This is a genomic window from Acetobacteraceae bacterium, from assembly GCA_004843165.1.
GTDB lineage: Bacteria > Pseudomonadota > Alphaproteobacteria > Acetobacterales > Acetobacteraceae.
The window spans coordinates 1,277,501-1,300,709 of record CP039459.1 but is presented as its reverse complement, the minus strand read 5'-3'; the positions used below and the strand labels follow the sequence as shown (position 1 = coordinate 1,300,709).

The window sequence follows — 23,209 nt, the reverse complement described above, 5'->3', positions numbered from 1 at the left end:
CTTCTTAAGTGGCAAGGGTTTAATTTGAAGGTTCCCGCATACCTTCTGATAAATTTGTTTTCACATTACCAAAGAAATATTGCATCATGGTTCGCTTACCAACATCCAAATCTGCTGTAACAACTTGCCCAGGGCCTGGATGGAAAAATTTTGGTGTTCCATGCAAAGTATAACGGTCAAGGCTTACCTTAACACGGTAAAAAAGAGCAGCCTTTTCATCTGGTGGCAAAACGGCTTCCTGCGTATTTTCACTAACGGCTTCCATCGGTAAGAAGGAATCTGCACTAATGACAGACACACTCCCTTCTGCGCCACCATAGACATCATATGGAAAGCTTACGAATTTTATGATCGCATGCGCACCTGTTTTAACATATCCAGCATCTTCGGCTTTCATTGAACCTTCCATTTCTATCCCACCCTTGAGCGGAACCAAGGTCATAAAAGGCATCCCTGCGCTCAGCGTTGCTCCCCGAGCAATTTTTCCCTGTGAGAGAACGATACCATCCTCAGGGGCTCTTAAATTAACCAGTTCATTCTTAACTTGTGCTTGATCATAGCTTGATTGTGCCGTTGCTAACTTAACCTCTGTTTCGGCTAATAGACTGTAAGCCTCAGCCTTCCAGCTTTGCAAAAAGCTTTCTCGTTTTGCTTGCTCCCCCTTTAATTCGGATCGTGCACTATTCGCCGCTTTTTGCGCCTCAATAAGCTGGCGCTCTGTATCCATCACAGCGTCTTGCGCCTGTAAGGTTCCAAGACGTGTGCCAACCTCATGATGCTGTTCTGCCTGACGAATGCGCAAAAGCTCTAAAGCAATACGTAATTTACTACCATACATAGCGGCTGACGCTTCAGCCCCCTGCAAAGTAGTTTGCTGGCTTGCAATCGTTTCATCTATCGTTTCTAGTTTTGCTCTAAAATCTTTTTGGCGATGTAAATAGTTTTTGCCCTGCTCCAAAGAAGCAGGATCTGACTCATCAGGAACATAAGGACGATCAGCAACCTCGGCCTTTAAACGTGCAACAAGAGCCTGATAAATCTTAAGCTCTTCTCGCATTGCAACCAGTTCAGATTGTGTCAAACGTGGATCCATCACCCCTAGAAGTTGCCCTTTTTTAACAACATCGCCGACACGAACTTTAATATCAAGCACAATCCCTTGATCTGTTGGCTGAACCAGAATCATAGGCCGTTTGCTAATTAAACGCCCCTTAAGCACAACCACTTTATTAATGGGCAACAATACCATCGCAAGCAACATACTGGCAATTAGCCCCAGCATGACCCAAATAATATAACGTGCAAGTGGCGGTAAGGGCGTATTTACAATTGCAACTGTTGGAGAACGGAACTCTAACAGTTCTAACGGTTCATCCCCAGCACCTAAAGGATCTTTATATCGGGGATTATTGGCCTTTTCCTCTGCCTTCTTTTTAGATTTTTTTCTCAAATCAGAAAAGTAATGCACACTCCCGACAAAGAAACCGTCTTCTTGAATATTTTTACGTAAATTATGAGAAAAAAAAGATTTTCCCCCAATTTTCCCGATGCCATAACGCAAAAAAACAATAGGCGCTGTCGCATATAAAACAATCGTTTTAAAAAACCCTGCCCCCTTCCCTTTTAAGGGAATCTCAGCATCTAATGCCGCCTCTGTCTTATTGAGTTGAGAAATTACCTCTTCCTCAAGATCTGTTGTTTTTTCTTGTTTTTGTTCTTCTTGCTCTTGCGCCGGATGCGGGCCAAAAAATTCTGGAAGTTCAGGCGAGGCCACTTCCGGCTCTTCCGCCTGTTTTACTGTTTCTGCGGATTTTTTTTCTGCTTTGCCTTGCTGTAGCTGCGCTTTTTTCAGCGCTTTTTCCGCAATCTTTTCAGCTTTATTTTCTGCCCTAAGAGATTTTTTACGTCGTTTTTCAGCCTGCCTTGCATTTCTTTCCTCTTCGGAGACACCTAAAATAAACCGTATCAACGGTGAAAATGGCTTAAGCAAAAAGGCTATAAAACGTTCAAAACGGCTGGTTTTCCAATGAGATTCAGGCCCTTCACGCATCGCCATTATCTTTCTCATCAGAGGCTTTATTTTTCCCCTTATCCATATCTAGAGACTCTTCTAAATCCTCTATTTCCTCTTTTATGAATTCTTTATCCTTAGCCGATTTATTACTTGCCTCCATTGCCTCTTCCAGCTGTCTAATCATATGCTCATTCTGTTGATTCCAAAGAGATTGGTAAATCTCGCAACGCTCTACCAGCGTTGCATGAGGCGCAATATCGACCAAGCGTCCCTGCTCTAAAACAGCGATCAAATCACAGCGCACCAAGGAAGAAAGGCGATGAGAAACGATCACCATCGTACGACCTTTTGCGATACGCTCCAGATTTGCATTCACAATCGCTTCAGATTCCGGATCAAGTGCACTTGTTGCCTCATCCAAAATCATCAATTTGGGATCATTAGCAACGGCACGTGCAATTGCTAAGCGCTGACGCTGACCACCGGAAATATTGGTTGAACCTTCCTCGATAATTGTCTCATAGCCAGCTGGCAATCTTTCGATAAACTCTTCAGCCTCTGCCAAACGGCAGGCATTAATCACATCTTCCATCGTAAGGCCCGGACGACCTGCAACGATATTTTCAGCGATCGTCCCTCTAAAGAGAAAATTATCCTGCAGCACTGAACCTTCTGAACGGCGCAAATGGGTAAGATTAATTTCCCGCAAATCAATACCATCCAGCCGCAAAAAGCCCGTATAATCACGGCTCACCCCTTGAAGTAAGCGTGTAATAGTTGATTTCCCGGAACCGGATTTACCCACTAGCCCTAACATTGTTCCAGCGGGGATATGGAAATTAACATTATTTAAAGCCTTCCGTGTTGACCCCGGATAGGAAAAATTGACATCTAAACAATGAATTTCCCCTTTAATTTTGGGCGTAAGGCCAGATGTCAACTCTTTAAGTTCTGTTGGCTGATTTAAAACGGCTCCGGCTTCAGAAAGGGCAACTCTGACCTCATTAAAATTCTCCGTCAAACGCGCCAGATTCACTAAAGGTGAGGCCACACGTCCCCCCAACATCATAAAAGCCATGAGCGTCCCAGTCTGCATGCCGCTTTTATCATTGGTCAAAATGATATAAGCACCGACAAGAATGATCCCACGATTAATAAACATATTAAAAGGCTGTACGGCTGTCGAAATCCAGTTGCTCATCCGGCCACCAGCAAGACGCCACTTAACGACGACAGCGCTTTTTTCATCCCATAAGAATTTTCTAGTAGATTCCAGGGCCATTGTTTTAACCGTACGAATCCCTGCAACAGTTTCATACAAAACAGCATTCCGCTTCATCTCTGCGCGAATGGTATTGCTTTCCACTGCAGAAGCATAAGGCAGCATCAATAAAGCAATCACACCGATTATCCCTGAGGCAATCAGCGTAAGCCAGGCCATTGTTGGGCTAAGAAAAAATAAAACCGGCAGAATAACAATAAGGACAAAAAGATCTAAAAAAGTATTGAGCAATGGGCCTGTCATGAAGTTTCGAACGGCGAAAATCTGAGAAAATCTCGATAAAATTTCCCCCGTCTGCTCTCTTTCATAAAATTCCAAAGGTAATGAAAGAAGGCGTTCGTAGGCATAGATAGAAATTCTAGCGTCCAAACGTGTCGTAATTCCCAAGACAAGCTCTTGCCGCGCATGTGTCAAAACAACTTCATAAATGGAGAGCACAATAACAAAAGTGCTTAAAGACACCAAAGTTGCCATCGAATGATAATTTACCACACGATCTGCAACTTGCATCACAATCAGGCCAGGAAAAAGCTGTAAAACGCTCATCAGCATAGAGGAAATTAAAACATCTCTTAGACCCTTTTTTTGGCGCAGAACCAGTTTTATAAACCAATCCAAATCAAAAGGCGCTTCTCGCTCTGTTTCATCCACACGCCGTTTGAGCAATAAAACGTCACCGTTCCACAAACGATTTAAACGTAAAATATCCACAGGAACAGGTTCTGAACGGGGTTCATCCCAAGGATCTCTAAGTAAAACAACTTTTCTTTCCTGATTCCCTCCGACCATAAGGGCGGCAGAGCCATCTCGGAACATCAAAACGATTGGCGGTGTTTTACCCATATTGAGCAAATAATCCGCATGCAAACGCATTGCCTTGGCAACACAGCCCCCTTCCCTTGCCCACAAAGCTAAGGCAGCGGGCGAAACAGGCTTGCCATCTTCAGGTTTTGCGCAAAGAGAAGGATCAAGAACAACGCCATGGAAACGTGCAGCGGCCATCACCGCTTGAAGACGTGTTTTAAGAGGATCGAATTCCCCTGCCTTTTCCTCGAAAGAAGTCTGGGTCTTTTGGTTTTCCTGAGAAGAATTCTCGGAATTTTCCGGTTGCTTGTTGGAATCTTCGGGCGGTATAGACGTCACCAGATTTCCTTCCTCAGAGAATACATGACCATTTTAGCTAAAAATATTTCAGGCATTATGTTAATGCAAAGACACCCTATCCATATCAAATGACGAAGTTCCTCTCTACCTTATCTCGCTTCTGGGCGGAAGACTTCATTCAGATAAGGCACAGATTGCATTTGGTAAGATCAGAGATCGCTCCCCTTTTTCGATGATTAAATTTGCCTCACCCGGATGAAATTCGCAAGGGCGTTTGTCCTCTTGAAAAAACTCAAATGCCATCGTATCTGTGTCTTGATAAGCGATCTCCACACGTGTTGCATTCTCTTTTGCTGTTTCTGGAAGGGGAGAAACTGAAATAATATGTATCACTTTTTCGATAGAGGATGGTGCTGCCTCAGATATCTTTTTAGAGTGCCCAGCCAAACAGCCGCTGAGAGAGAAAATAAACCCTGCCAAAACAATAAGAACAGCGCCATTCATTTTTTCTAATTTCTCTTTCATCTCACTTTAACCTCTTTACTCACGAGAAAAGTCCATACTCTTCTTAAATGCCATAAATAAGGATAAAGGAAGAGAAAAATATCGCTTTTTCGACTCTTTTTCCCCATAAATATATTTATCCTCATTGATTTACTGGGAAGACTTCATGACACAAAATTCTGCCTCTTTTAAAATGGCGAGTAATCTTCCTCACCTCTGGCTCCCTTATTGCCAAATGAAAACAGCCCCTTTTCCCCCAAGCGCTGAGAAAAGTGTCGGCTGCACCATCATCCTCAAAGACGGCAGAGATTTAATTGATGGGATTGCCTCTTGGTGGACAGCCTGCCACGGCTATTGTCATCCCCATATTCAAAAAGCCGTCATACAACAGGTACAAACAATGCCGCATATGATGTTTGGGGGCATGATCCACGACCAGGCAGAAATTTTAGCGCACCGCTTAGCAAAACTTTTTCCAGATTCCCTCAACCATGTCTTTTTCAGTGATTCAGGTTCAACGGCAATAGAAGTTGCCGTTAAGATGGCTTTCCAATATTTTCTCAATCAAGAGAAGCCGGCTCGCCATAAACTTCTTTCCTTTCACGGCGGCTATCATGGCGATACATGGGGGATGATGAATATTTGCGACCCGGAAGAAGGAATGCATAACCATTTCCGGGAAATTCTTAACCCACAATATCTTGCCCACCTTCCGACTGATCCTCAAAAAAAAGCTGATCTCGAAAGATTTTTAAAACATAAAGGCTCTGAAATTGCAGCCATGATTGTCGAGCCGCTCGTGCAAGGGGCTGGTGGAATGCTTTTCCACACAAGAGAAACGCTTAAAATTCTCAGAGATCTTTGTGATGAGCATGACATTTTGCTTATCTATGATGAAGTCTTTACGGGATTTGGACGTTTAGGGGAAATGTTTGTCTCCAACCTCCCCGAAATTTGCCCTGATATTGTCGGACTTTCTAAAGCACTCACAGGCGGAACAATGGGGCTTGGCGCAACGATTGCCTCACAGAAAATTTTTGAATCTTTTCTCTCTGAGAATGCAGAAAAGGCTTTGATGCATGGCCCAACCTTTATGGGAAATCCGCTTGCCTGTGCCGCAGCTAATGCTTCCCTTGATCTTTTTGAAACCGAGCCCCGTCTTGAGCAGGTTCAAAAAATCGAAAAACAACTGACAAAAGAACTCGAACCTTTTCGAAAATTGCCGCATGTCAAAGATATTCGCATCATGGGGGCTTTAGGCGTGGTTGAAATGGATCATATCCCCAATCCTGCGGCGCTCAACCAAGCCTTTCTAAAATTAGGCGTCTGGATACGTCCTTTTAGAAATATTCTCTATCTCACCCCCTCTTTTACGATAACATCAGCGGAGCTTACGAAACTGACTCATGCCATCGGCCATGTGATTGAACATGAATTTACTTAACCAAGCTTTAGAGATCAGCCTTCGGAAACGGCAAGCAGAAGGGCTTTTACGAAAAGAAGCCTCCCCCCTTCCAAAGCATTTTATTGATCTCTCCTCTAACGACTATCTTAATCTTTCAAAACATCCTACGCTGAAAGCCAAAGCTAAAGAATGGACAGAAAATTTGGGCGTTGGTGCGACAGGTTCCCGTCTTATTTCCGGCTCATATGAAGGCTACGCAAAACTCGAAAAACAGTTCGCAGCCTTTAAAGGCGCAGAGGCCTCTCTGCTCTTTAATTCGGGCTGGCAAGCCAATGCGAGTATTCTGCCGGCACTAAACGCCTTATCCAAACAGGCAACCCAAAAACCGGCCTTATTCTTTATGGATAAATTATGCCATGCCAGCATGATTTTTGGGGCGAATAATTGCCAAGCCGGTCTTTCAAAAGCCAAAATTCTGCGCTTTCGTCATAATGATTTAAAGCATTTGGAAAAACTTCTTGAGGCAGAAAAAGAAACAAAAAGCCTTAAATTCATCCTAACGGAAAGTATTTTTTCCATGGATGGCGACCGAGCAGATTTAGAAAGTCTCATTCAGCTTAAAAACCATTATCATGCTACTCTTTACGTGGATGAGGCCCATGCAACAGGTCTTTTTGGCAAGAATGGCAGCGGCCTCTGTGATCCGAAAGAAATCGAACTCATTCTTAGTACGGGAAGCAAAGCTCTGGGCGCTTCGGGAGCATTTCTCTCTGCCTCTCAAAAAATGAAAGCATGGCTATGGAATATGGCCTCCGGCTTTGTCTATTCCACAGCTCTGCCACCGGCGGTACTCGGTGCATTACAGGGGGCGATTGAAACCGTGCCTGAGATGACAAAAGAGCGCACTTATCTTCTTAAACTGGCAGAAAAATTCCGTATCCTTTTAAAAGAAAATCATTGGAATTATTTAGAAAGCAATAGTCAGATTATCCCGCTCTTGGTCGGTGAACCTGACAAAGCCCTGCGTTTACAGGAAAAATTACAAAAAGAAGGCTTCAGATGCGGGGCCATTCGTCCACCAACCGTTCCGCCGAACACGGCCCGTTTACGCTTTACAATGCAAACAAATTTAAACGAAAAAGACCTTTATAAAATCATTGAAATTTTAGGACAGGCATGACCACTCCTATTCTGTATTTTCTACATGGCTGGGGATATTCAAAAGATTTCTGGCAAAAAACAGCTTCCCACCTCTCAGAACACCACATTATCCTTGCCGATGCAGGATATTTTGCTGAAAAAACAGTACAACTCCCTCAAAGCAATTATATTGTCATTGGCCATTCTCTGGGCTTTATGCGCTTACTTCCAAAAATAGAGGCCGATAAAAATAGCCTGGGCATTTTAGGAATCAATGCTTTTGCATGCTTTGTGCAAAAAGAAGATTTTAAAGAAGGGATTTCGCCACGGATTTTAGCGCTCATGCAACGCAACCTCAGCCGCAATCCGGAAAAGACCCTCTGTGATTTTTACAAAATGTGTGGTGATTCAAAAGAAAGCCGACCTCAAAAGCGACTTGATCTACCATCTCTTCAGCAGGGGCTTGAAATACTTGCACAAGAGGATCAAAGAGAAACCTTTAAAAAACTGGAAAAGACTTCTAAAATTCTTTCCATGCTTTCTGGAAAAGATGATCCGCTTGCCCCCGCCAAAAAACACTGGCTTACAGAGCAAACCAATATTTCTGGCGGCCATTTACTCCCTCTAACACATCCTGAATTTTGTGCTACATGGATTAAAAAACATTTAAAACTTTTAAAATCTTCATGAAATACGCAACAAACGATATAGAAAAAAGCTTTGCGCACGCCAAGCATTACGATGATTTCGCTGTGATTCAGCCGATAGCTGCCAATCTCCTAACCGAAATCATTCCCTCCCGCCTTCGCTCAAAGAAAATTCAACGTATTTTAGAACTTGGTGCAGGCACCGGTGCATTAACACAGAAAATCGCCCCACTTTTTCCCTATGCAGAATATGTCTGTACAGATCTTTCCAAAGAGATGCTGAGACGTGCCGAGCGGAAAACCAAACATCTCGGCCTCAATCTTTCCTTTCTTCCGCTGGATATGGAAAATTTCCCTAAACACCTCACAAAAGAGCATCCTTTGGCAGGGAAATTTGACCTCATCATTTCCAACCTCGCCTTTCAATGGGTTCAAAACCGCCCAATCGCTTTAGAAAACATCTATACAAAATTAGATGTCGGCGGTGCCGCCTTTCTGACAACGTTGCTGGACGGCTCGCTCCAAGAATGGCGCTATGCATGTGAAATCAGTGAGAATCCCTGTGCTGTCCCGCTTTATCCTTCTGTTGCCGAACTAGAGACCGAATATGCACAGGCCAAATGGAAAAGATACCAAATCCAAGAAGAGGTCAAAAATGCGATTTCTTTTCTAAAAGGTCTCAAGGAAATCGGGGCAACGCCTAAAAATCTAAATTCAGGACAGAAAAGCCAAAAATTAAAAAGTGCCATTCATTTCTTTGACCGACATTATCAAAAAGTCAGCTATGAAATCGGTCTTGGGGAAATCTACAAATGAGAAAATTATTTGCGCCCAAATCCCCCTGCCCTTTTCCTAATTTATTTAAAGAGGTTCAGCCCAAAAAAGGCTTTTTCGTGACAGGCACCGATACAGATGTCGGTAAAACCTATCAGAGCGCCAAATTACTCAAAGAAGAGAAAGGCGTTTATTGGAAACCATTTCAAACAGGTCTCAAAAAGGATACTGGCGATAAAGAAACTGTTCTAAGAAAAAGCGGCTGTGCTCCTGAAGATATTCTGCCCTGCGCCTATGAATTCCAAGAACCGCTCTGCCCCCTAAGCGCCGCAGAGCAGGATCAAAAAATCATTGAGCCTAAGAAAATTTCCATTCCAAAATATGACACCGAAAAAACGCTGATTGTTGAGGGGGCTGGCGGCCTCATGGTTCCGATCTGGGACGATCTTTTTCTCATTGATTTGATAAAAGCGCTCAACCTGCCGGTGATCTTAGTCGCTAAAAATAAACTCGGTGCGCTGAACCATATTTTTTCCAGTCTCGCTCTCTTAGAAACCTACAATCTCCCCCTCCACAAACTCATTTTATGGGGTGAGGATAAACAGGGGAATGGAGAGTTAGTTCAGAAATATTTAAGCGATAAAAATATTCTACTTCATTTTGGATAAGAGATGTTGTGTGATTTTTTAAGTAAGCTTTTAAGCATTGTACCAACGCTTATACTTGGCCTAATGACGTGGAATATTTCTAAACAGAAGCCAAAACGGCTAAAGAGTAAAAAGAAATTACTCATCACAAATTAAACGTTAGATCTATTTAATAAACCTTATGAAACCTTTATGATATGGAAAAATTCCATAGCTAACTTTGCACAGAAATATGACGAGCTCGTATCAGCCTCTTCTAAATTCTCTAAAATAAGAGAATTTGAGATACGAGTTCGATACTATAATGACTGCTAGCCACCGTACTGTTCAAATAGATAACGACATCGTCCAGGTTATTGATTCGTCCACAACTATATTAAACCTTCAACAACACCCTCCCAGCTCTGCCTTGCTGATTATGGGCTGTTAAAGCTTCTTGGAAATGATCGAGATCATGGATGCTCTCAACAGGCAGGCTCAATTTTCCTGCGAGAATAAGCGCTTCCAACTCCTCTAGGATTTTGATTTTTTCCCCTTTAGACATCTTGTTCAAAACAGGCGTGACATAAAAGCCTTTAAGCGTAATGGATTTTAAAATCAGCGGGCCTGATGGGATTTTCATTTCGCCACAAGCAATCTGCCCAAAACTGACCAGCAAAGAGTCATTCCCTAATAATTCAACCAAATTTCCGCTGGCTTCGCCGCCCAAAACATCAATGCCTGCTTTTAACATGTCACCCGCAATCTCTTTAGCCTGTGCTTTCCAGTCTTTTGCTGAAGTTTCGACAATATATTCTGCGCCTGCTTTTTTCAGTTCTGCCGAGGCTTTTGCGCTACGCACCAAATTTACGACATGAATCCCCCGTGCTTTTGCCAATGCACCTAAAATTTTCCCAATAACGCCATTTGCTCCATTCTGAATAATCCAATCGCCCTTCTGAACCTCTAAGAAATTCAGCAAAAGCAAAGCGCTGAGCGGCATAGCGGCAAGCTGTGCGGCCTGTTCTGCTTTCAAACCCTCTGAAACAGGAAAAACGGAATCTGCGGGGGCTGTAAAATATTCTGCCCAAGTCCCAGCGCCAGAGGCCGTAATCACCCGTTGCCCGATCTTAAAATCTGTTACTTGCTTGCCACAGGCTTCGACAATGCCAACGGCTTCACTACCACTGATAATCGGAAAAGGACGGAACTGGCCATATAAGCCTTTAGCCGCACTCAAATCATGATGATGTAAAGGAGAAAGGAGCGTTTTAATCAAAACCTCATTTTCTTTTGGCTGAGGCTTGCGCATTTTCTGTGTTAAAAAAACCTCTTCCGGCTTGCCAAATTTATTTTGAATCAGCGCTTCCATTTTCAAACCTTTTATAATCATTATATCTGTCTTAATTGACGTAAGCATTTATTTTCTAAAAGGAAGTTTTTCACATGAATCTATGGACGCTATTTATTCTCTTTCTCATTTTATGTGTTATCGGCGGTGCCGCTTTTGCAGCTAAGACCATTCTTATTCTGCTTCTCATTCCCGTTGTTCTCGTTATTTTTGGTGTTCTTTTCGCCTCTGCTAAGCTCAAAGGCAAATAATGCCCTATAAAAAAGCGTGCCGAAAAGCACGCTTTTTTATTTCTATCTCAAGAGGAATATGCCTAAAGCATCTGATCCAATATTTTATCCCGACGGATAAATTTATGATGCAAGGCTGCTGTGATATGCAAAATAATCAAGACAAAGAGCGCAAAAGCCGCCCAAGAATGATATTCCCTTAAAAGATGCCAAAGCGGCTGATTACCCTGCAAAAATGCTGGCAATTCCAAGCCGGGGAAAAGCCGAATGGGATAATTACCTGCCGACAGCATCCCCCAGCCCAGCAAAGGCATCAGAAACAACAAGCCATAAAGTCCGACATGCGAAGCTTTCGCAGCAAATTTTTGAGATGAAGACAAATCTTCCGGCAATGCAGGGATTTTACTTAAAATTCTGATTGTCAAACGAACAAAAACCAAAATCAATAATAAAATGCCTATAGGCCGATGCCATGCAAGCAAAGTCGCATAATAACCTGCACAATGGCTGGCCATTAAAATACCGATTATCAGCATAGCCAAAACGAGTACCGCCATCAGCCAATGTAAAATCCGTAACGAAAGAGAAAATTTCTGAGGTTGAAGTAGATTACTCATGAATTTTCACCTTTTTTAATCATTTCCGCCGTCACTTCACTTGCTTTTTGGGTCTCTCCTGCTCTGCGGTAAAAAGATTTCATATAAATTTGTGAACGTAAACTCGGAATAGGATCCTCTGACAATTCGATCCCTTTCGGTAAAACAGTCGGATCAAAAGACATTGGTTTACAGAGCCCTTCCGCATTCTCGGAATAAAGCTTTTCAATGCGGACGGTACCTGCCTTAATTTCAAGATCCTGCGCATTCCAAACCTTGCTTGGATCCTTAATGATATCTTTAGGCGCTTTACCCGCCTGAATCTCAGGGGCACTATTGGCAATGACCATAACCATATCCCAAGCGAGAGGTTGATGTGCCTGTACTCCCGCATGCGCCTGTTTAATCAGATTTTTGAAAAGATAGTTCGGATCATTCATCTCTCCTGTGGCTGGCTTTACAGCTTGATGCGGTACCATTTTCCAACGGACGGCATGTTCTTTTCCCGCTTTATCACGTGCGATAAAGGCGCTCACACCGTAATAAGTTGTGTCACTCAAACCAGAAGTCGGTTGTGTGGCGGAAAGTATTTTCAACGCCGGGGAAAGCCACGGATGGGTTTCAACAAAATGCGGGAAAGCCTTTGGATCGGGTTTGCCTGTTTTGGGATCAATCTCATCTGTTTTAAACAGATCATAAGCATCCTGCACATTCGACATTGGGATCACAGGGGTATTATTCATTGCCGTTTCCCAAACCCCTCCGGGCGTATTCATTTTTAAAGCCATCGAACGGGTCAAAGCAGGCTTATCGGCAATAAAAGGATTCCCAGGGCCAATGGAAAAACGCCCCAACACAGGCGTTTGAATATTGAGAATTTCAGCCTTGGAATAAGGGGACATCTCCGCAGAACCCTGCCAATTTCCTTTTAGACAGACTCCTTTGGCATGTGCCCGTCTAAAGCCAGTATCGTGGCTATCGCCTTTTTCAAGCACTTCCACAAATTTATCCGGTGAAATTGTTTTTTTATGAAAATTTCCATTCAGAAAATAAAATCCGCCTCCCAACAAAACAAAGGGGAAAGCAACAGGGAGCCATTTTAGAAAAGGCGACGTTTTTAGAAATTCTTTTAAAGAGTCTTTTTCAGACATAATGCCTCTTTTCTTGGGGAGATATATTCATCATCTCTGGCAAAGTCTGCCTGATCACAAGCAAAAACAAAAGCACTTTTAAAAAATTTCCCATGTTGACTTAAAACCTAGCATAGCGGCATTACGAAGATTACGCTGTCCATTAGGATTAAAATAATACTCAAAAACAGGCTCAATAATCAGACCACGACCTAAGCTGAATTCGTAATTAAGCTCTAAAATAGACGTTTTCGTTTGAATTCCCGTTGCATGATTGGGAAGCTCCTCCCCCTTATTCAGTAAAATTGCCTCTGTACCGCTCACACCGGGAGCAATGCCCTGATGGGTAAAGGAAAAATCAAGTGAATCATAAGGGCGACTTTTAAAAATTCCCCGGTCAATGAAGGCACCGTAAACCTCCCAATTTCGAAGTGAAACCCTTGGATCATTCCACTGAAATCCGGTTAAGAAAATGAGGCCTCTGCGTTTATCATGGTAATGTGTCCAGATTTTCTGATCTGCCATAAACCAAGCAGCATAAGTATCCTCCACATTCTCAGGTTTTGTTCCTGTCAGGGCGTAAGATTGACCATTATTATTGTAATAATCGCTTGGCAAAGGCGCATGCTGCCATAATCCGCCAATTTTATAATGCCCCTCTAGGACACCTCGAAAAACAGGCTCATATCCAATTTCCAAAGGCAAACGTACCCCTTTAATCGTTGCGCCATTAAATTTAAAACCGGTTCGATGTTGGATATTCTGATACAGCCCCTCTTCAGCAGCAAAAGCCCCTACTTGCGCATAGGTATGTGCTGTCGGACGGACACGGATACGCCCTGACCAGACAGAGGCAGGATAACCGCTCGCATACGGACTGTCTGTTGCCGCCTTCGGGCGGCCGCACATGCTGTTATTCATGAAGTTACAAAAAAGCGGGCTACTTTGGAAGCTTCCCATTTCTCCCATAAGACCCGCTGCAATCGCAATACGCTGATGATAAAGTGTTTCCTCGCCGTAGGCATAAACCAAATGGACGGCGACATTTCCGCCGCCTCCGTAATCTTCCGAAGAATGATTTAACCAGTCCCCAAACATTCGGTTTGCTGTCGTTCCATAACGCCCAACCGTAACGGCATGCGTTGCAAAACCCGTGAGACCCGCAAGTTTTGACCAATCAATATCCAAAGATTCAGAGAGCTGCCCCGCATTACTTCCCCCTCGTTTATATTGTGGAAATCCGGGGGTCGGATCATAGAGTGCCCCAGCAAATTCATTTGTGTTTTGGACCAGAATATTAACGCCTTGCTTTCTCAGCCAAGACAATGCGCCAAAACCCGTCGGGAAAAGCGCCTGTGGCGTAATAAAAGCCGGTGAGGAATTTTTACCGAGTTTACTTTTAGGCTTACCCGGTTCTGCCACACGAATGGCTGGTAAATTACCAATATTCACATCCATTGTCTGTGCATAAAGCTTAGGAATATTGAAACAAAAGAAAAGAAAAAGAAGGGAAAGCAAGCAAAATTTCAGAACGAGTTTTCCTAGAACACACTTTCTTCTCAAAGAAAGGATTCTCAAGGAACAGATCTGTTGGCTTGATGGCATAGAAATGATTCTTCCCCTCATTCTAGCGCATGTATTTAAGCAGTTCTCAAAATCTGCTTTGCGTTATAGGCCTCCGATTTAGAAAAGCAAGCTTTTTCAGCAAGACGAAAAGAGAAAAATAGATTAAATTCACCCTTAAACAATTCTTTTTCTAGAGATAATGAAATTTAACGCATGAATCAGCTATCTTCAGCGCAGCGGCCGATCACTTTCTGCGCCCAATATATTGCAGAAAATCTGCTCTTATTACCGCTAGAGGAGCTGCTGCAAGTGGCTCGCCAACATGAAACCCTCAGCGATCTTGAAAAACAATCGCTCCAAGAGGCGCATCTGTTTGCACTTTGTAAATCTTCGGAAACAGACCCTAATAAAGAAGAAATCCTCTATATTAGCCAATGTTTTGGCATAAATGGCGAAAGCGATTTACTCAAACGCCTGACAAGCCATGCAGAGCTGGTGGAAATTATTGAAAGGGCGAAAGAAACTTGGCCTCAAGATGTTTTTTCTATTTTGCTTTTTCCCTTCTCACATGAGCCTTACCTCCTTCCAGCAGAAGGGATTAAAGAAGAAGAAATTCAGCAAACACCTGAACTTCATAAAAAATTAGAAAAAATACAACGTTTGCAAGTCCCCGTCCGCCGTAAAATCGATCTGTTAGAGGCTGCTTTAATCGGGCATTTTGCACCGCTTTATAATCAAAAATATCCTAAAAAATTCTCTCCTTCTCTCGGAAAATTACTTGAGAAATTTACGTTATCCTCCATTAGTGCTGTTTTAATTGAATTTTCAACCGAACAGCTTGAAATTGAATTTTTTTCTCAAACCCAAGCCCCTGAAAAACAAGTCCTTTTACCTTTTGACATAAGTTCAAAAACAAAGCGTCATGCTTTTCTCACCTTAAAAAAACAATAACTTAAAAAGAATACGATTTCCTTATGCTACATTCCCTCGCCCCTTTAGGGCCCTTTACACTTGCTTGGCTTGTAACGGTCATTGTCCCCGGCTTAAACTTTGTTCTTGTGACACGTACTGCCGCCCTTCATGGCCGTACAGCGGGCCTTTTTACAACGCTTGGCATTGGTGTTGCCGCAATTCTTTGGGGACTAGGCGGTTTCCTTGGCCTTCATGCGCTTTTTGAATGGCAGCCTAGACTTGAGACTTTTGCAAAAATTGCAGGCGGCCTTTTCCTGATTTGGGTTGGTATTGATCTTATCCGTAAACGCAACCAAGAGCTTCATGCGCCAAGTGATAACGAAACCGCAGGCCCTGAAAGCTTCTCACATGCTTTTTTCAAAGGTTTTTTCTGCTGTATTTCCAATCCAGATGTTCTTGTCTTTACGACCTCTCTTTTTGCAAGCATGTTTCCAGCAAATGCCCCGCTCTGGATGGGACTGGCCGCAACCGCCATTATGTTCGTCATTCAAGTTGGCTGGATGGGAATGTTGGCATTTTGCCTCAGTGCCCCTTTTATGGCGCAATGGTTTAATGACAAACGCAACATCATTGATATTATCGCAGGCCTCTTATTCATTATTCTAGGCGGAATGCTTCTTTATGCCCCATTACACGGACTCATTTAAGAAAAAGCTGAGAAAATAAGCAAAGAAAAACCCCTGTTAAAAAACAGGGGTTTCTTTTTGGATGCGGGAGTAAGATTCGAACTTACGACCTTCAGGTTATGAGCCTGACGAGCTACCTGGCTGCTCCATCCCGCGATAGAAAGCTTTAAGAAGCGTGTTCCCATTGTATAGACGTCTTTAAAAGCAATGTCTAGCGGAAAAAAGAAGATTTTTTATTTTTTAGAAATTACTGCCCTAAAAGAGATTCTTATCTTAACGCCAGAGAAAAGCTTCTGGTAATGGTACGCCTAAAATCTCCTCACGGGCAATAGACCAGAACTGACGAACAAGCGCTTTAACCTGATGCGCCTCATGCCCCAGCGCCTTAAAAATCAAACCGCAATCATTCGGTAAAAGGCTAATCCCATAAGCAATACCTGCTTTTTCATTATAGCGTGCTGGCATCCGATCCATAATCTTTTGATAATGCACCGTAGGCGTAAGCAAAATCACATTACCAAACACATGAAACGGCCCCATAATCCCAACATTATTCAAGGCTTGTTTTTCTGGCTCTAAAACATAGCGTTCTGAAAACAATGCTTTCCCTGTTTCATTGCAAGCCGTGATCTTTGATGAATATACATCAAAACGAAAGCCACGATCTTCAGGGTGATACTTTCTACCCGACATGAGAATTTCGGAATAAAGCAAGGTAGCAGTTGAATGGATATTAATCTGTGTATCGTTAATAAAGCGTGAGCCACTATGCGGAATGACAGGGTCAGGCATCATTTCCAGATAACTCCCCTCTTCTAAAGTCAATTTCTGCAATTGTGCCGCATAGTTATTTTGCATTGCATGGATTTTTGTTGCAGACTGAGTTGTCACATGCCCATAAGCATAAGGCGCACTCCTGACCTCCATGGCCAGACGATCCCCTTGTAAGATGCAACCAGAAGTCGAAATCACAAAGACACAAGGCATCTTTGGCAGTGCCTCATCCCAGTACAAAGCACGCTGTACCAAAAACGGTACACGCCGATCCATTTGCGCTAAAATACTGCGTTCACCACGCCGCTCAAAACCTAGGCGAAGATAACCGCTTTTTCCGACACTGCCGCTCGCCATTTGAGGCGGCTCATCTTGATAATCAGCCATTTCTGGCGCAGATGCTCCAAGCAGGCAGACCTGACTTAAAGCATCCTCCGCTCTCATACCGCTACCGATGGTGTATAGGTGAAAAGAAAATCACGCATAATCATCTTTACCAATCTCTCAATCCCTTCCCCGGTCTTACAGTTGGTAAAAACATAAGGACGCTCCCCCCGTACCATGCGGGTATCTCGTTCCATCACTTCTAGACTTGCCCCAACATAAGGTGCCAAATCTGTTTTATTGATTACGACAATATCAGCCTGCACAAAACCCGGCCCATTCTTTCTAGGAATTTTTTCCCCTTCGGCAACGTCAATCACATAAATCGAGAAATCTGCAAGAGCTGGGCTAAACGTCAATGTGAGGTTATCTCCACCACTCTCTATCATCACGACATCGCTTTCTGGAAAACGCGCCTCCATTTCTTCGACGGCGGCAATATTCATGCTGGGGTCTTCACGTACGGCAGTATGGGGACAAGCGCCTGTTTCGACACCAAGGATTTTTTCCTCATCCAATATCCCTTTAAGCGTACGTTTAACCTGCTTTGCATCCTCTATGGTGACAATGTCATTTGTAATAATTAAGGGTTTAACACCCAAAGCCATTAAACGGGGCGTTATCACTTCAATAATAGCCGTTTTGCCAGAACCAACGGGGCCACCGATACCGATACGAATAATTTTCTTCATACTGAATCTTCTCTATTCATCGTTAAGTGCTAAATAATCGGGTAAAGGCCCCAACATGTAACGAAGCCAAGATATCCGTTACCGGTGCATAAGAAGCCATTTGCTCAATACCGCCACACTCTGCCTGCGCACAAAACTGCTCAATCTCTTGGTTTAACGCAAACAAAATGCACTGTATTTCAATATGCGTTACACGCATCAAACGGATTGCGGCATTCAAAATGGTCGATGCAACACTATAATGTTGCATCACGATAATTTCACGGGCACTGGCCCCCAATGCTGTCATCAACACAGCCTGTGTCATGGGATAAGTCCCAGGTGTCGCACCAGATTTTATCTGTTCTAACCACCAGCGAACCAACGGCTCTTCTGTGACAGAGGCCGCCATTTCTGCCAATTTCTTTCCCATCCGAAGAAGCATCATCCGACCTTCTTCATTAAGTCTGCGATTTAATAAAGCCCGGTCGTTGAGAATGGCTGTCTCACGCTCACCGTGCTTTAAAGCTTGGCAAGTTGCGACAACAGCACGACCATCTCCCATTGCTGATTGCTGCAATGCCGCACGTGTAAAATCTTTCAGCGTTGCAAGATCATGCACAATGCCGCTTTGTATCGCTGACTCTAAGCCATTCGAAAAGGCAAAGGCACCAACAGGTAACACAGAATCAGAAAACTGTAAGATTTTTATTAAACCAACAGCCTTCATCTCAAACCGCCCGCGTCACACTAAAATCGCTTTTAAGATGCACATGCATCCCCGTCTCATCCGCACCTCCGAACAGGGCCTGTATCTCTGAAGGAGCTAATTTGGGTAACAATGTCTCCCCTTTAACAAAGGCATAAGGCAAATTAAAGCCATTCCTTTGCAAGACCAATTCCATGACCTTACGAGAGACGACAAGTGGAATATAAATCTGATGATCTTTAAGAATAGATTTCCAATGAAGATTGCCTAAGAGATGTCCTAGCTCAAAACTGGCCTTTAGGATGGAAGCCTCTTCCTTTTCTAATAAGGATTGAATCTGGATGACAAGAATATCTCGTAGTTCCGTTTGGACAACAACTGCCCGTTCCTCAAGCGTATCCCATAGCAAAATATCGCCATCTGTTAAAACTTGGTTTCGTGCAAGCGAAATCCCTAAATCCTGTCCTTCACAGGTCGTTTTTCGGCAAGAGCTCCTTTGCGCCTCCCATTGTGAAAGCGCCAGAATATCAATTGAGGCTCCCTTTAAGCGTGACTGCCAAAATGAATCACGCTTCATATTTCCCAAGATCTGGTTAATCACGATCATAAAGCAACCATATTTCTTATCTCAGCTGAAAAAATATCGCTGATTCAAGACCGCTGTATGCACAGGCTCTACCGTTGCATGTTCACCATTTACCTTGACCGCAAAGGTTTCTGGATCAACCTCTATCTCTGGAGTTTCGGCATTGCAGACCATATCTTTTTTAGAAATGTCACGGCAATTTCGTACCGCCATGACTTGTCGCTCGAGACCTAGCTTTTCTTTAATGTCATTTTGCATCGCAGCTTCGGAAACAAAGGTAACACAGGTTTCCTGCATTGCTTTTCCCATAGCACCAAACATTGGACGATAAAAAACAGGCTGAGGTGTTGGCAAAGAAGCATTGGGGTCTCCCATCACGGCCCAGTTAATCATGCCCCCTTTAATAACGAGCTTAGGCTTTGCGCCAAAAAACCGTGGATCCCACAAGACCAAATCTGCCATTTTACCAACTTCAACAGAGCCGAGAATATGGCTAATTCCCTGCGTGATCGCTGGGTTAATGGTAATTTTAGCGACATAGCGTAGCACACGAAAATTATCATTATTTGGGGCGTCTTCTGGAAGCTTACCCCGTGCCATTTTCATGGCATGTGCCGTTTGCATTAAGCGTAGCCAATTCTCTCCAACACGTCCCATGGCTTGGGAATCACTGGAGAACATCGATAAAACCCCCATATCATGCAAAACATTTTCAGCCGCCATCGTTTCTGGACGCACACGGCTTTCAGAAAAAGCCACATCCGCTGGCACATTGGGATTTAGATTATGGCAAACCATAATCATGTCAAACAGCTCAGCCTGACTATTAATCCCAAAAGGCAAGGTTGGGTTTGTCGAGCTTGGCAAAACATTCATCTGCCCTGCAACCTTTATAATGTCTGGAGCGTGTCCACCGCCAGCACCCTCGGTATGAAAGGTATGAATTGTACGTCCCTCAAAGGCATCAATGGTATCCTCAATATACCCGCCCTCATTAAGACTATCTGTATGGACCGCAACTTGAATATCCATCTCATCCGCAACACGTAAAGCATGCCGAAGCGCTGAGTTTGTGGCACCCCAGTCTTCATGTATTTTTAAACCTGCTACCCCTGCCGTAATTTGCTCTGCTAACGGTGCGGCATGAGCCGCATGTCCCTTGCCTAAAAGCCCAACATTAACAGGTAAATTTTCAAAAGCGCGCAACATACGATGAATATGCCAAGGGCCCGCTGTTACGGTTGTCCCATTTGAGCCATCTGTTGGGCCAACACCCCCGCCAAAAAAGGTAGTCACACCATTTGATAGCGCATGCACTGCCTGCTGCGGCGCAATAAAATGAATATGCGTATCAATGCCGGCTGCTGTCAGAATAAGATGCTCTCCAGAGACAACATCTGTCGCAACCCCAACGACCATACCTTGGGTTATGTTCCCCATCATGCTTGGATTACCACTCTTACCAATCCCAACGATAAGACCATCTTTAATACCCACATCTGCCTTAATCACCCCTTGGCATGCATCCAAAATGGTAACGTTTGTAATCACAAGATCTAAAACATCTTTACTCGTGAGAAGATTATCAGCCCCCATCCCATCACGGAGTGACTTACCACCGCCATAGACAGACTCCTCACCATATCCGCGCAAGTCTTTTTCAATTTCAATAAAGAGCTGTGTATCCCCTAAACGGATTTTATCGCCGACGGTTGGGCCAAATAGCGCTACATATTCTTTCTGGGAAATTGTTGGCATTATCTTCGTCCTCTAAGCTTAAGCGCTAGTCTGTAATATCTTTATAATCAGGTTCGATCGCATGTTTCACAGGCAGTGTCTTTTCTGATTCTCCACTTTTCTTGTTAGGGTTTTCCCCTACCCAACCATCAACGAGATTATTAAATCCATAAACTTTCTGCGTCCCTCCAATCGGGATTAAAGAAACATTGATTTCATCCCCTGGTTCAAAACGGATCGCTGTACTTGAAGCAATATTAAGACGTTTTCCAAAAGCAGCTGTTCGGTCAAATTGTAAAAACTTATTGACCTCAAAAAAATGAAAATGCGAGCCCACCTGTATGGGACGATCCCCCGTATTGCGAACGGTAATTGAGACTGCTTCATAAGCTTGATTAAAATGGATGGACTCTTCTGCAAGAAGATACCCTCCGATCTCCACAAAACTTTCTTTATTGTACATCAATGACCTCCCCTAACGGATAAGGCATAAAAAATATCCTCAAAAGAGGATATTCTCAACAAACTAGCGAATAGGATCATGTAAAGTGACGAGGCGGCTACCATCTGTAAAGATTGCCTCGACCTGTACATGTGAAATCATTTCAGGAACACCTTCCATCACATCCTCACGAGTCAGCACCTGCCCCGCATCGTACATGACTTCCTCAAGGGTTTTGCCTTCACGTGCCCCTTCAAGGGCAGCTGTTGTAATGATCGCGACGGCTTCTGGATGATTGAGCTTTATACCACGTGCCTTACGTTTCGAAGCAACGTCGGCCAAAGTATAAACCATTAATTTTTCAATTTCTCGTGGTGTTAATTGCATAGGGCTTTTAGCTCCCAAGAACGCTTACGCAGAATTATCTTATAAAAGATACGCTTAAAGATTTTTATCCGTATCAGCAAACATAATTCTCAAAGCCCCCTTTTTTCTCATTTTTTTGTAGAAATCTTTTAATCATCTAAGGCGCAAGAGACAATATAGAAAGAAGCTTTTAGCAGAGGTAAGGTTAATTAAGCACAAAAACCCCCCTGACATTTTCATGTGAGGGGGGCTTTTTTAAATGATGTGACTGAGTAGCGGGGGGCGACCTACTTTTCCGCGTCTTGAGACGAAGTATCATTGGCGCTGAGGGGTTTAACCATCGAGTTCGGGATGGGATCGGGTTTGGGACCCTCGCCATAACCCCCCGCTGCTGCGTCACATCAGGTGAATGGGATAGAAGAGATAAGAGAGATTGAGAAAGTTTTGAATGATGTTTGTATGTTGAATACAAAGCTGGAGAGGTCTGGGGGATTAGTATCCGTAAGCTTCATTCATTGCTGAACTTTCACACCGGACCTATTAACGTTGTGGTCTTCAACGCCCCAAAAAGACCTTATCTTAAGGCTGGTTTCCCGCTTAGATGCTTTCAGCGGTTATCCATTCCGAACTTGGCTACCCAGCCATGCCACTGGCGTGACAACTGGTTCACTAGAGGTTCGTTCATTCCGGTCCTCTCGTACTAGGAACAAATCCTTTCAAGTCTTAACGCCCACGGCAGATAGGGACCGAACTGTCTCACGACGTTCTAAACCCAGCTCACGTACCACTTTAATCGGCGAACAGCCGAACCCTTGGGACCTGCTTCAGCCCCGGGATGTGATGAGCCGACATCGAGGTGCCAAACCTCCCCGTCGATGTGAACTCTTGGGGGAGATCAGCCTGTTATCCCTAGAGTACCTTTTATCCGTTGAGCGATGGCCCTTCCACAAGGAACCACCGGATCACTATGGCCGACTTTCGTCTCTGCTCGAGCTGTCACTCTCACAGTCAGGCAGGCTTATGCCATTGCACTCAAAATCCGATTTCCAACCGGACTGAGCCTACCATCGCGCGCCTCCGTTACATTTTAGGAGGCGACCGCCCCAGTCAAACTGTCCACCATGCAGGGTCCTGGCCCATGCTAAATAGGCTCAGTTAGACAACAGAAACATTCAGGGTGGTATTTCAACAATGACTCCCTTAAAGCTGGCGCCTTAAGTTCATAGTCTCCCACCTATCCTACACAAAATATTTCTGGTGCCACTGCAAAGCTACAGTAAAGGTTCATAGGGTCTTTCCGTCTGACCGCGGGTACCCCGCATCTTCACGGGGAATTCAATTTCGCTGAGTCGATGCTGGAGACAGCGGGGAAGTCGTTACGCCATTCGTGCAGGTCGGAACTTACCCGACAAGGAATTTCGCTACCTTAGGACCGTTATAGTTACGGCCGCCGTTTACCGGGGCTTCAATTCAATGCGCTAACATCTCCTCTTAACCTTCCGGCACCGGGCAGGCGTCAGGCCCTATACGTCATTTCTCAATTTCGCAGAGCCCTGTGTTTTTACTAAACAGT

21 protein-coding genes, 1 tRNA gene and 2 rRNA genes (1 of these 24 only partly in view) are annotated in these 23,209 nt (G+C 43.9%); 7 read left to right on the top strand and 17 right to left on the bottom strand.

Annotated elements, in window-relative coordinates:
* Positions 1-19: 19 nt before the first annotated feature.
* The 3 genes from FAI41_06370 to FAI41_06360 all read right to left on the bottom strand — a co-directional run bounded on the left by FAI41_06370 (position 20) and on the right by FAI41_06360 (position 4,925).
* The gene (locus tag FAI41_06370; GenBank protein ID QCE33247.1) at positions 20-2,068 is read right to left on the bottom strand and encodes an HlyD family type I secretion periplasmic adaptor subunit; all 2,049 of its coding nucleotides are present in this window, start codon (positions 2,066-2,068) and stop codon (positions 20-22) included.
* Positions 2,043-4,298, bottom strand: coding sequence for a peptidase domain-containing ABC transporter (locus FAI41_06365; GenBank protein ID QCE33804.1), 2,256 nt, complete (start codon positions 4,296-4,298; stop codon positions 2,043-2,045). The genes FAI41_06370 and FAI41_06365 overlap by 26 nt, the downstream gene beginning before the upstream one ends.
* A 276-nt stretch (positions 4,299-4,574) precedes the next feature.
* A complete protein-coding gene (locus FAI41_06360) occupies positions 4,575-4,925 on the bottom strand; it encodes a hypothetical protein (protein ID QCE33246.1) in 351 nt (116 codons plus the stop codon).
* Between the two features lie 145 nt (positions 4,926-5,070).
* Between FAI41_06360 and FAI41_06355 the strand changes: the two genes are divergently transcribed.
* From FAI41_06355 to bioD, 5 genes are read left to right on the top strand one after another with little or no spacing between them, the layout of a single operon-like run.
* Positions 5,071-6,348, top strand: a complete 1,278-nt coding sequence (locus FAI41_06355; protein ID QCE33245.1) for an adenosylmethionine--8-amino-7-oxononanoate transaminase — start codon at positions 5,071-5,073, stop codon at positions 6,346-6,348.
* Positions 6,335-7,489, top strand: coding sequence for an 8-amino-7-oxononanoate synthase (locus FAI41_06350; protein QCE33244.1), 1,155 nt, complete (start codon positions 6,335-6,337; stop codon positions 7,487-7,489). Before FAI41_06355 ends, FAI41_06350 begins: the two co-directional genes overlap by 14 nt.
* Positions 7,486-8,139 carry a hypothetical protein gene (locus FAI41_06345; GenBank protein QCE33243.1) on the top strand — a complete coding sequence of 218 codons (654 nt, stop codon included), beginning with the start codon at positions 7,486-7,488 and terminating at the stop codon, positions 8,137-8,139. Before FAI41_06350 ends, FAI41_06345 begins: the two co-directional genes overlap by 4 nt.
* Positions 8,136-8,912, top strand: coding sequence for a methyltransferase domain-containing protein (locus FAI41_06340; GenBank protein ID QCE33242.1), 777 nt, complete (start codon positions 8,136-8,138; stop codon positions 8,910-8,912). The genes FAI41_06345 and FAI41_06340 overlap by 4 nt, the downstream gene beginning before the upstream one ends.
* Complete coding sequence (gene bioD, locus FAI41_06335) at positions 8,909-9,538, top strand: dethiobiotin synthase (GenBank protein ID QCE33241.1); 630 nt, start codon at positions 8,909-8,911, stop codon at positions 9,536-9,538. The genes FAI41_06340 and bioD overlap by 4 nt, the downstream gene beginning before the upstream one ends.
* A 355-nt stretch (positions 9,539-9,893) precedes the next feature.
* Here bioD and FAI41_06330 read toward each other — a convergent pair whose 3' ends face one another.
* From FAI41_06330 to FAI41_06315, 4 genes are all read right to left on the bottom strand, one after another.
* The gene (locus tag FAI41_06330) at positions 9,894-10,916 is read right to left on the bottom strand and encodes a hypothetical protein (protein ID QCE33240.1); all 1,023 of its coding nucleotides are present in this window, start codon (positions 10,914-10,916) and stop codon (positions 9,894-9,896) included.
* 244 nt (positions 10,917-11,160) lie between these two features.
* Positions 11,161-11,694 carry a cytochrome b gene (locus tag FAI41_06325; GenBank protein QCE33239.1) on the bottom strand — a complete coding sequence of 178 codons (534 nt, stop codon included), beginning with the start codon at positions 11,692-11,694 and terminating at the stop codon, positions 11,161-11,163.
* Positions 11,691-12,824 (bottom strand): catalase, encoded by a 1,134-nt coding sequence (locus tag FAI41_06320; GenBank protein QCE33238.1) that lies wholly within the window; start codon positions 12,822-12,824, stop codon positions 11,691-11,693. The genes FAI41_06325 and FAI41_06320 overlap by 4 nt, the downstream gene beginning before the upstream one ends.
* A gap of 78 nt (positions 12,825-12,902) precedes the next feature.
* Positions 12,903-14,429: a carbohydrate porin gene (locus FAI41_06315; protein QCE33237.1), complete on the bottom strand. Its 1,527-nt coding sequence runs from the start codon at positions 14,427-14,429 to the stop codon at positions 12,903-12,905.
* 153 nt (positions 14,430-14,582) lie between these two features.
* On the opposite strand from FAI41_06315, the gene FAI41_06310 reads away from it, so the two are divergent.
* Complete coding sequence (locus FAI41_06310; GenBank protein QCE33236.1) at positions 14,583-15,320, top strand: hypothetical protein; 738 nt, start codon at positions 14,583-14,585, stop codon at positions 15,318-15,320.
* A 23-nt stretch (positions 15,321-15,343) separates the two neighbouring features.
* Complete coding sequence (locus tag FAI41_06305) at positions 15,344-15,988, top strand: LysE family translocator (GenBank protein QCE33235.1); 645 nt, start codon at positions 15,344-15,346, stop codon at positions 15,986-15,988.
* Positions 15,989-16,046: 58 nt separating this feature from the next.
* Here the strand turns inward: FAI41_06305 and FAI41_06300 are convergent.
* The 10 genes from FAI41_06300 to FAI41_06255 all read right to left on the bottom strand — a co-directional run.
* Positions 16,047-16,123, bottom strand: a tRNA-Met gene (locus FAI41_06300).
* A gap of 117 nt (positions 16,124-16,240) precedes the next feature.
* Positions 16,241-17,185: an urease accessory protein gene (locus FAI41_06295; GenBank protein ID QCE33234.1), complete on the bottom strand. Its 945-nt coding sequence runs from the start codon at positions 17,183-17,185 to the stop codon at positions 16,241-16,243.
* Positions 17,182-17,817 carry an urease accessory protein UreG gene (ureG, locus tag FAI41_06290; protein ID QCE33233.1) on the bottom strand — a complete coding sequence of 212 codons (636 nt, stop codon included), beginning with the start codon at positions 17,815-17,817 and terminating at the stop codon, positions 17,182-17,184. The genes FAI41_06295 and ureG overlap by 4 nt, the downstream gene beginning before the upstream one ends.
* A 22-nt stretch (positions 17,818-17,839) precedes the next feature.
* Positions 17,840-18,526, bottom strand: coding sequence for an urease accessory protein UreF (locus FAI41_06285; GenBank protein QCE33232.1), 687 nt, complete (start codon positions 18,524-18,526; stop codon positions 17,840-17,842).
* A gap of 1 nt (position 18,527) precedes the next feature.
* On the bottom strand, positions 18,528-19,112 hold the full coding sequence (ureE, locus tag FAI41_06280; protein QCE33231.1) for an urease accessory protein UreE: 585 nt from the start codon (positions 19,110-19,112) through the stop codon (positions 18,528-18,530).
* A 21-nt stretch (positions 19,113-19,133) separates the two neighbouring features.
* The gene (locus tag FAI41_06275) at positions 19,134-20,849 is read right to left on the bottom strand and encodes an urease subunit alpha (GenBank protein ID QCE33230.1); all 1,716 of its coding nucleotides are present in this window, start codon (positions 20,847-20,849) and stop codon (positions 19,134-19,136) included.
* A 25-nt stretch (positions 20,850-20,874) separates the two neighbouring features.
* Entirely contained in the window at positions 20,875-21,291 is a 417-nt protein-coding gene (locus FAI41_06270) for an urease subunit beta (protein QCE33229.1), read from the bottom strand.
* Between the two features lie 63 nt (positions 21,292-21,354).
* On the bottom strand, positions 21,355-21,657 hold the full coding sequence (locus tag FAI41_06265; GenBank protein QCE33228.1) for an urease subunit gamma: 303 nt from the start codon (positions 21,655-21,657) through the stop codon (positions 21,355-21,357).
* Positions 21,658-21,910: 253 nt separating this feature from the next.
* Positions 21,911-22,025: ribosomal RNA gene (gene rrf / locus FAI41_06260) — 5S ribosomal RNA — on the bottom strand.
* A gap of 96 nt (positions 22,026-22,121) precedes the next feature.
* Positions 22,122-23,209 (bottom strand): 23S ribosomal RNA (locus FAI41_06255); it runs 1,644 nt beyond the window's last position.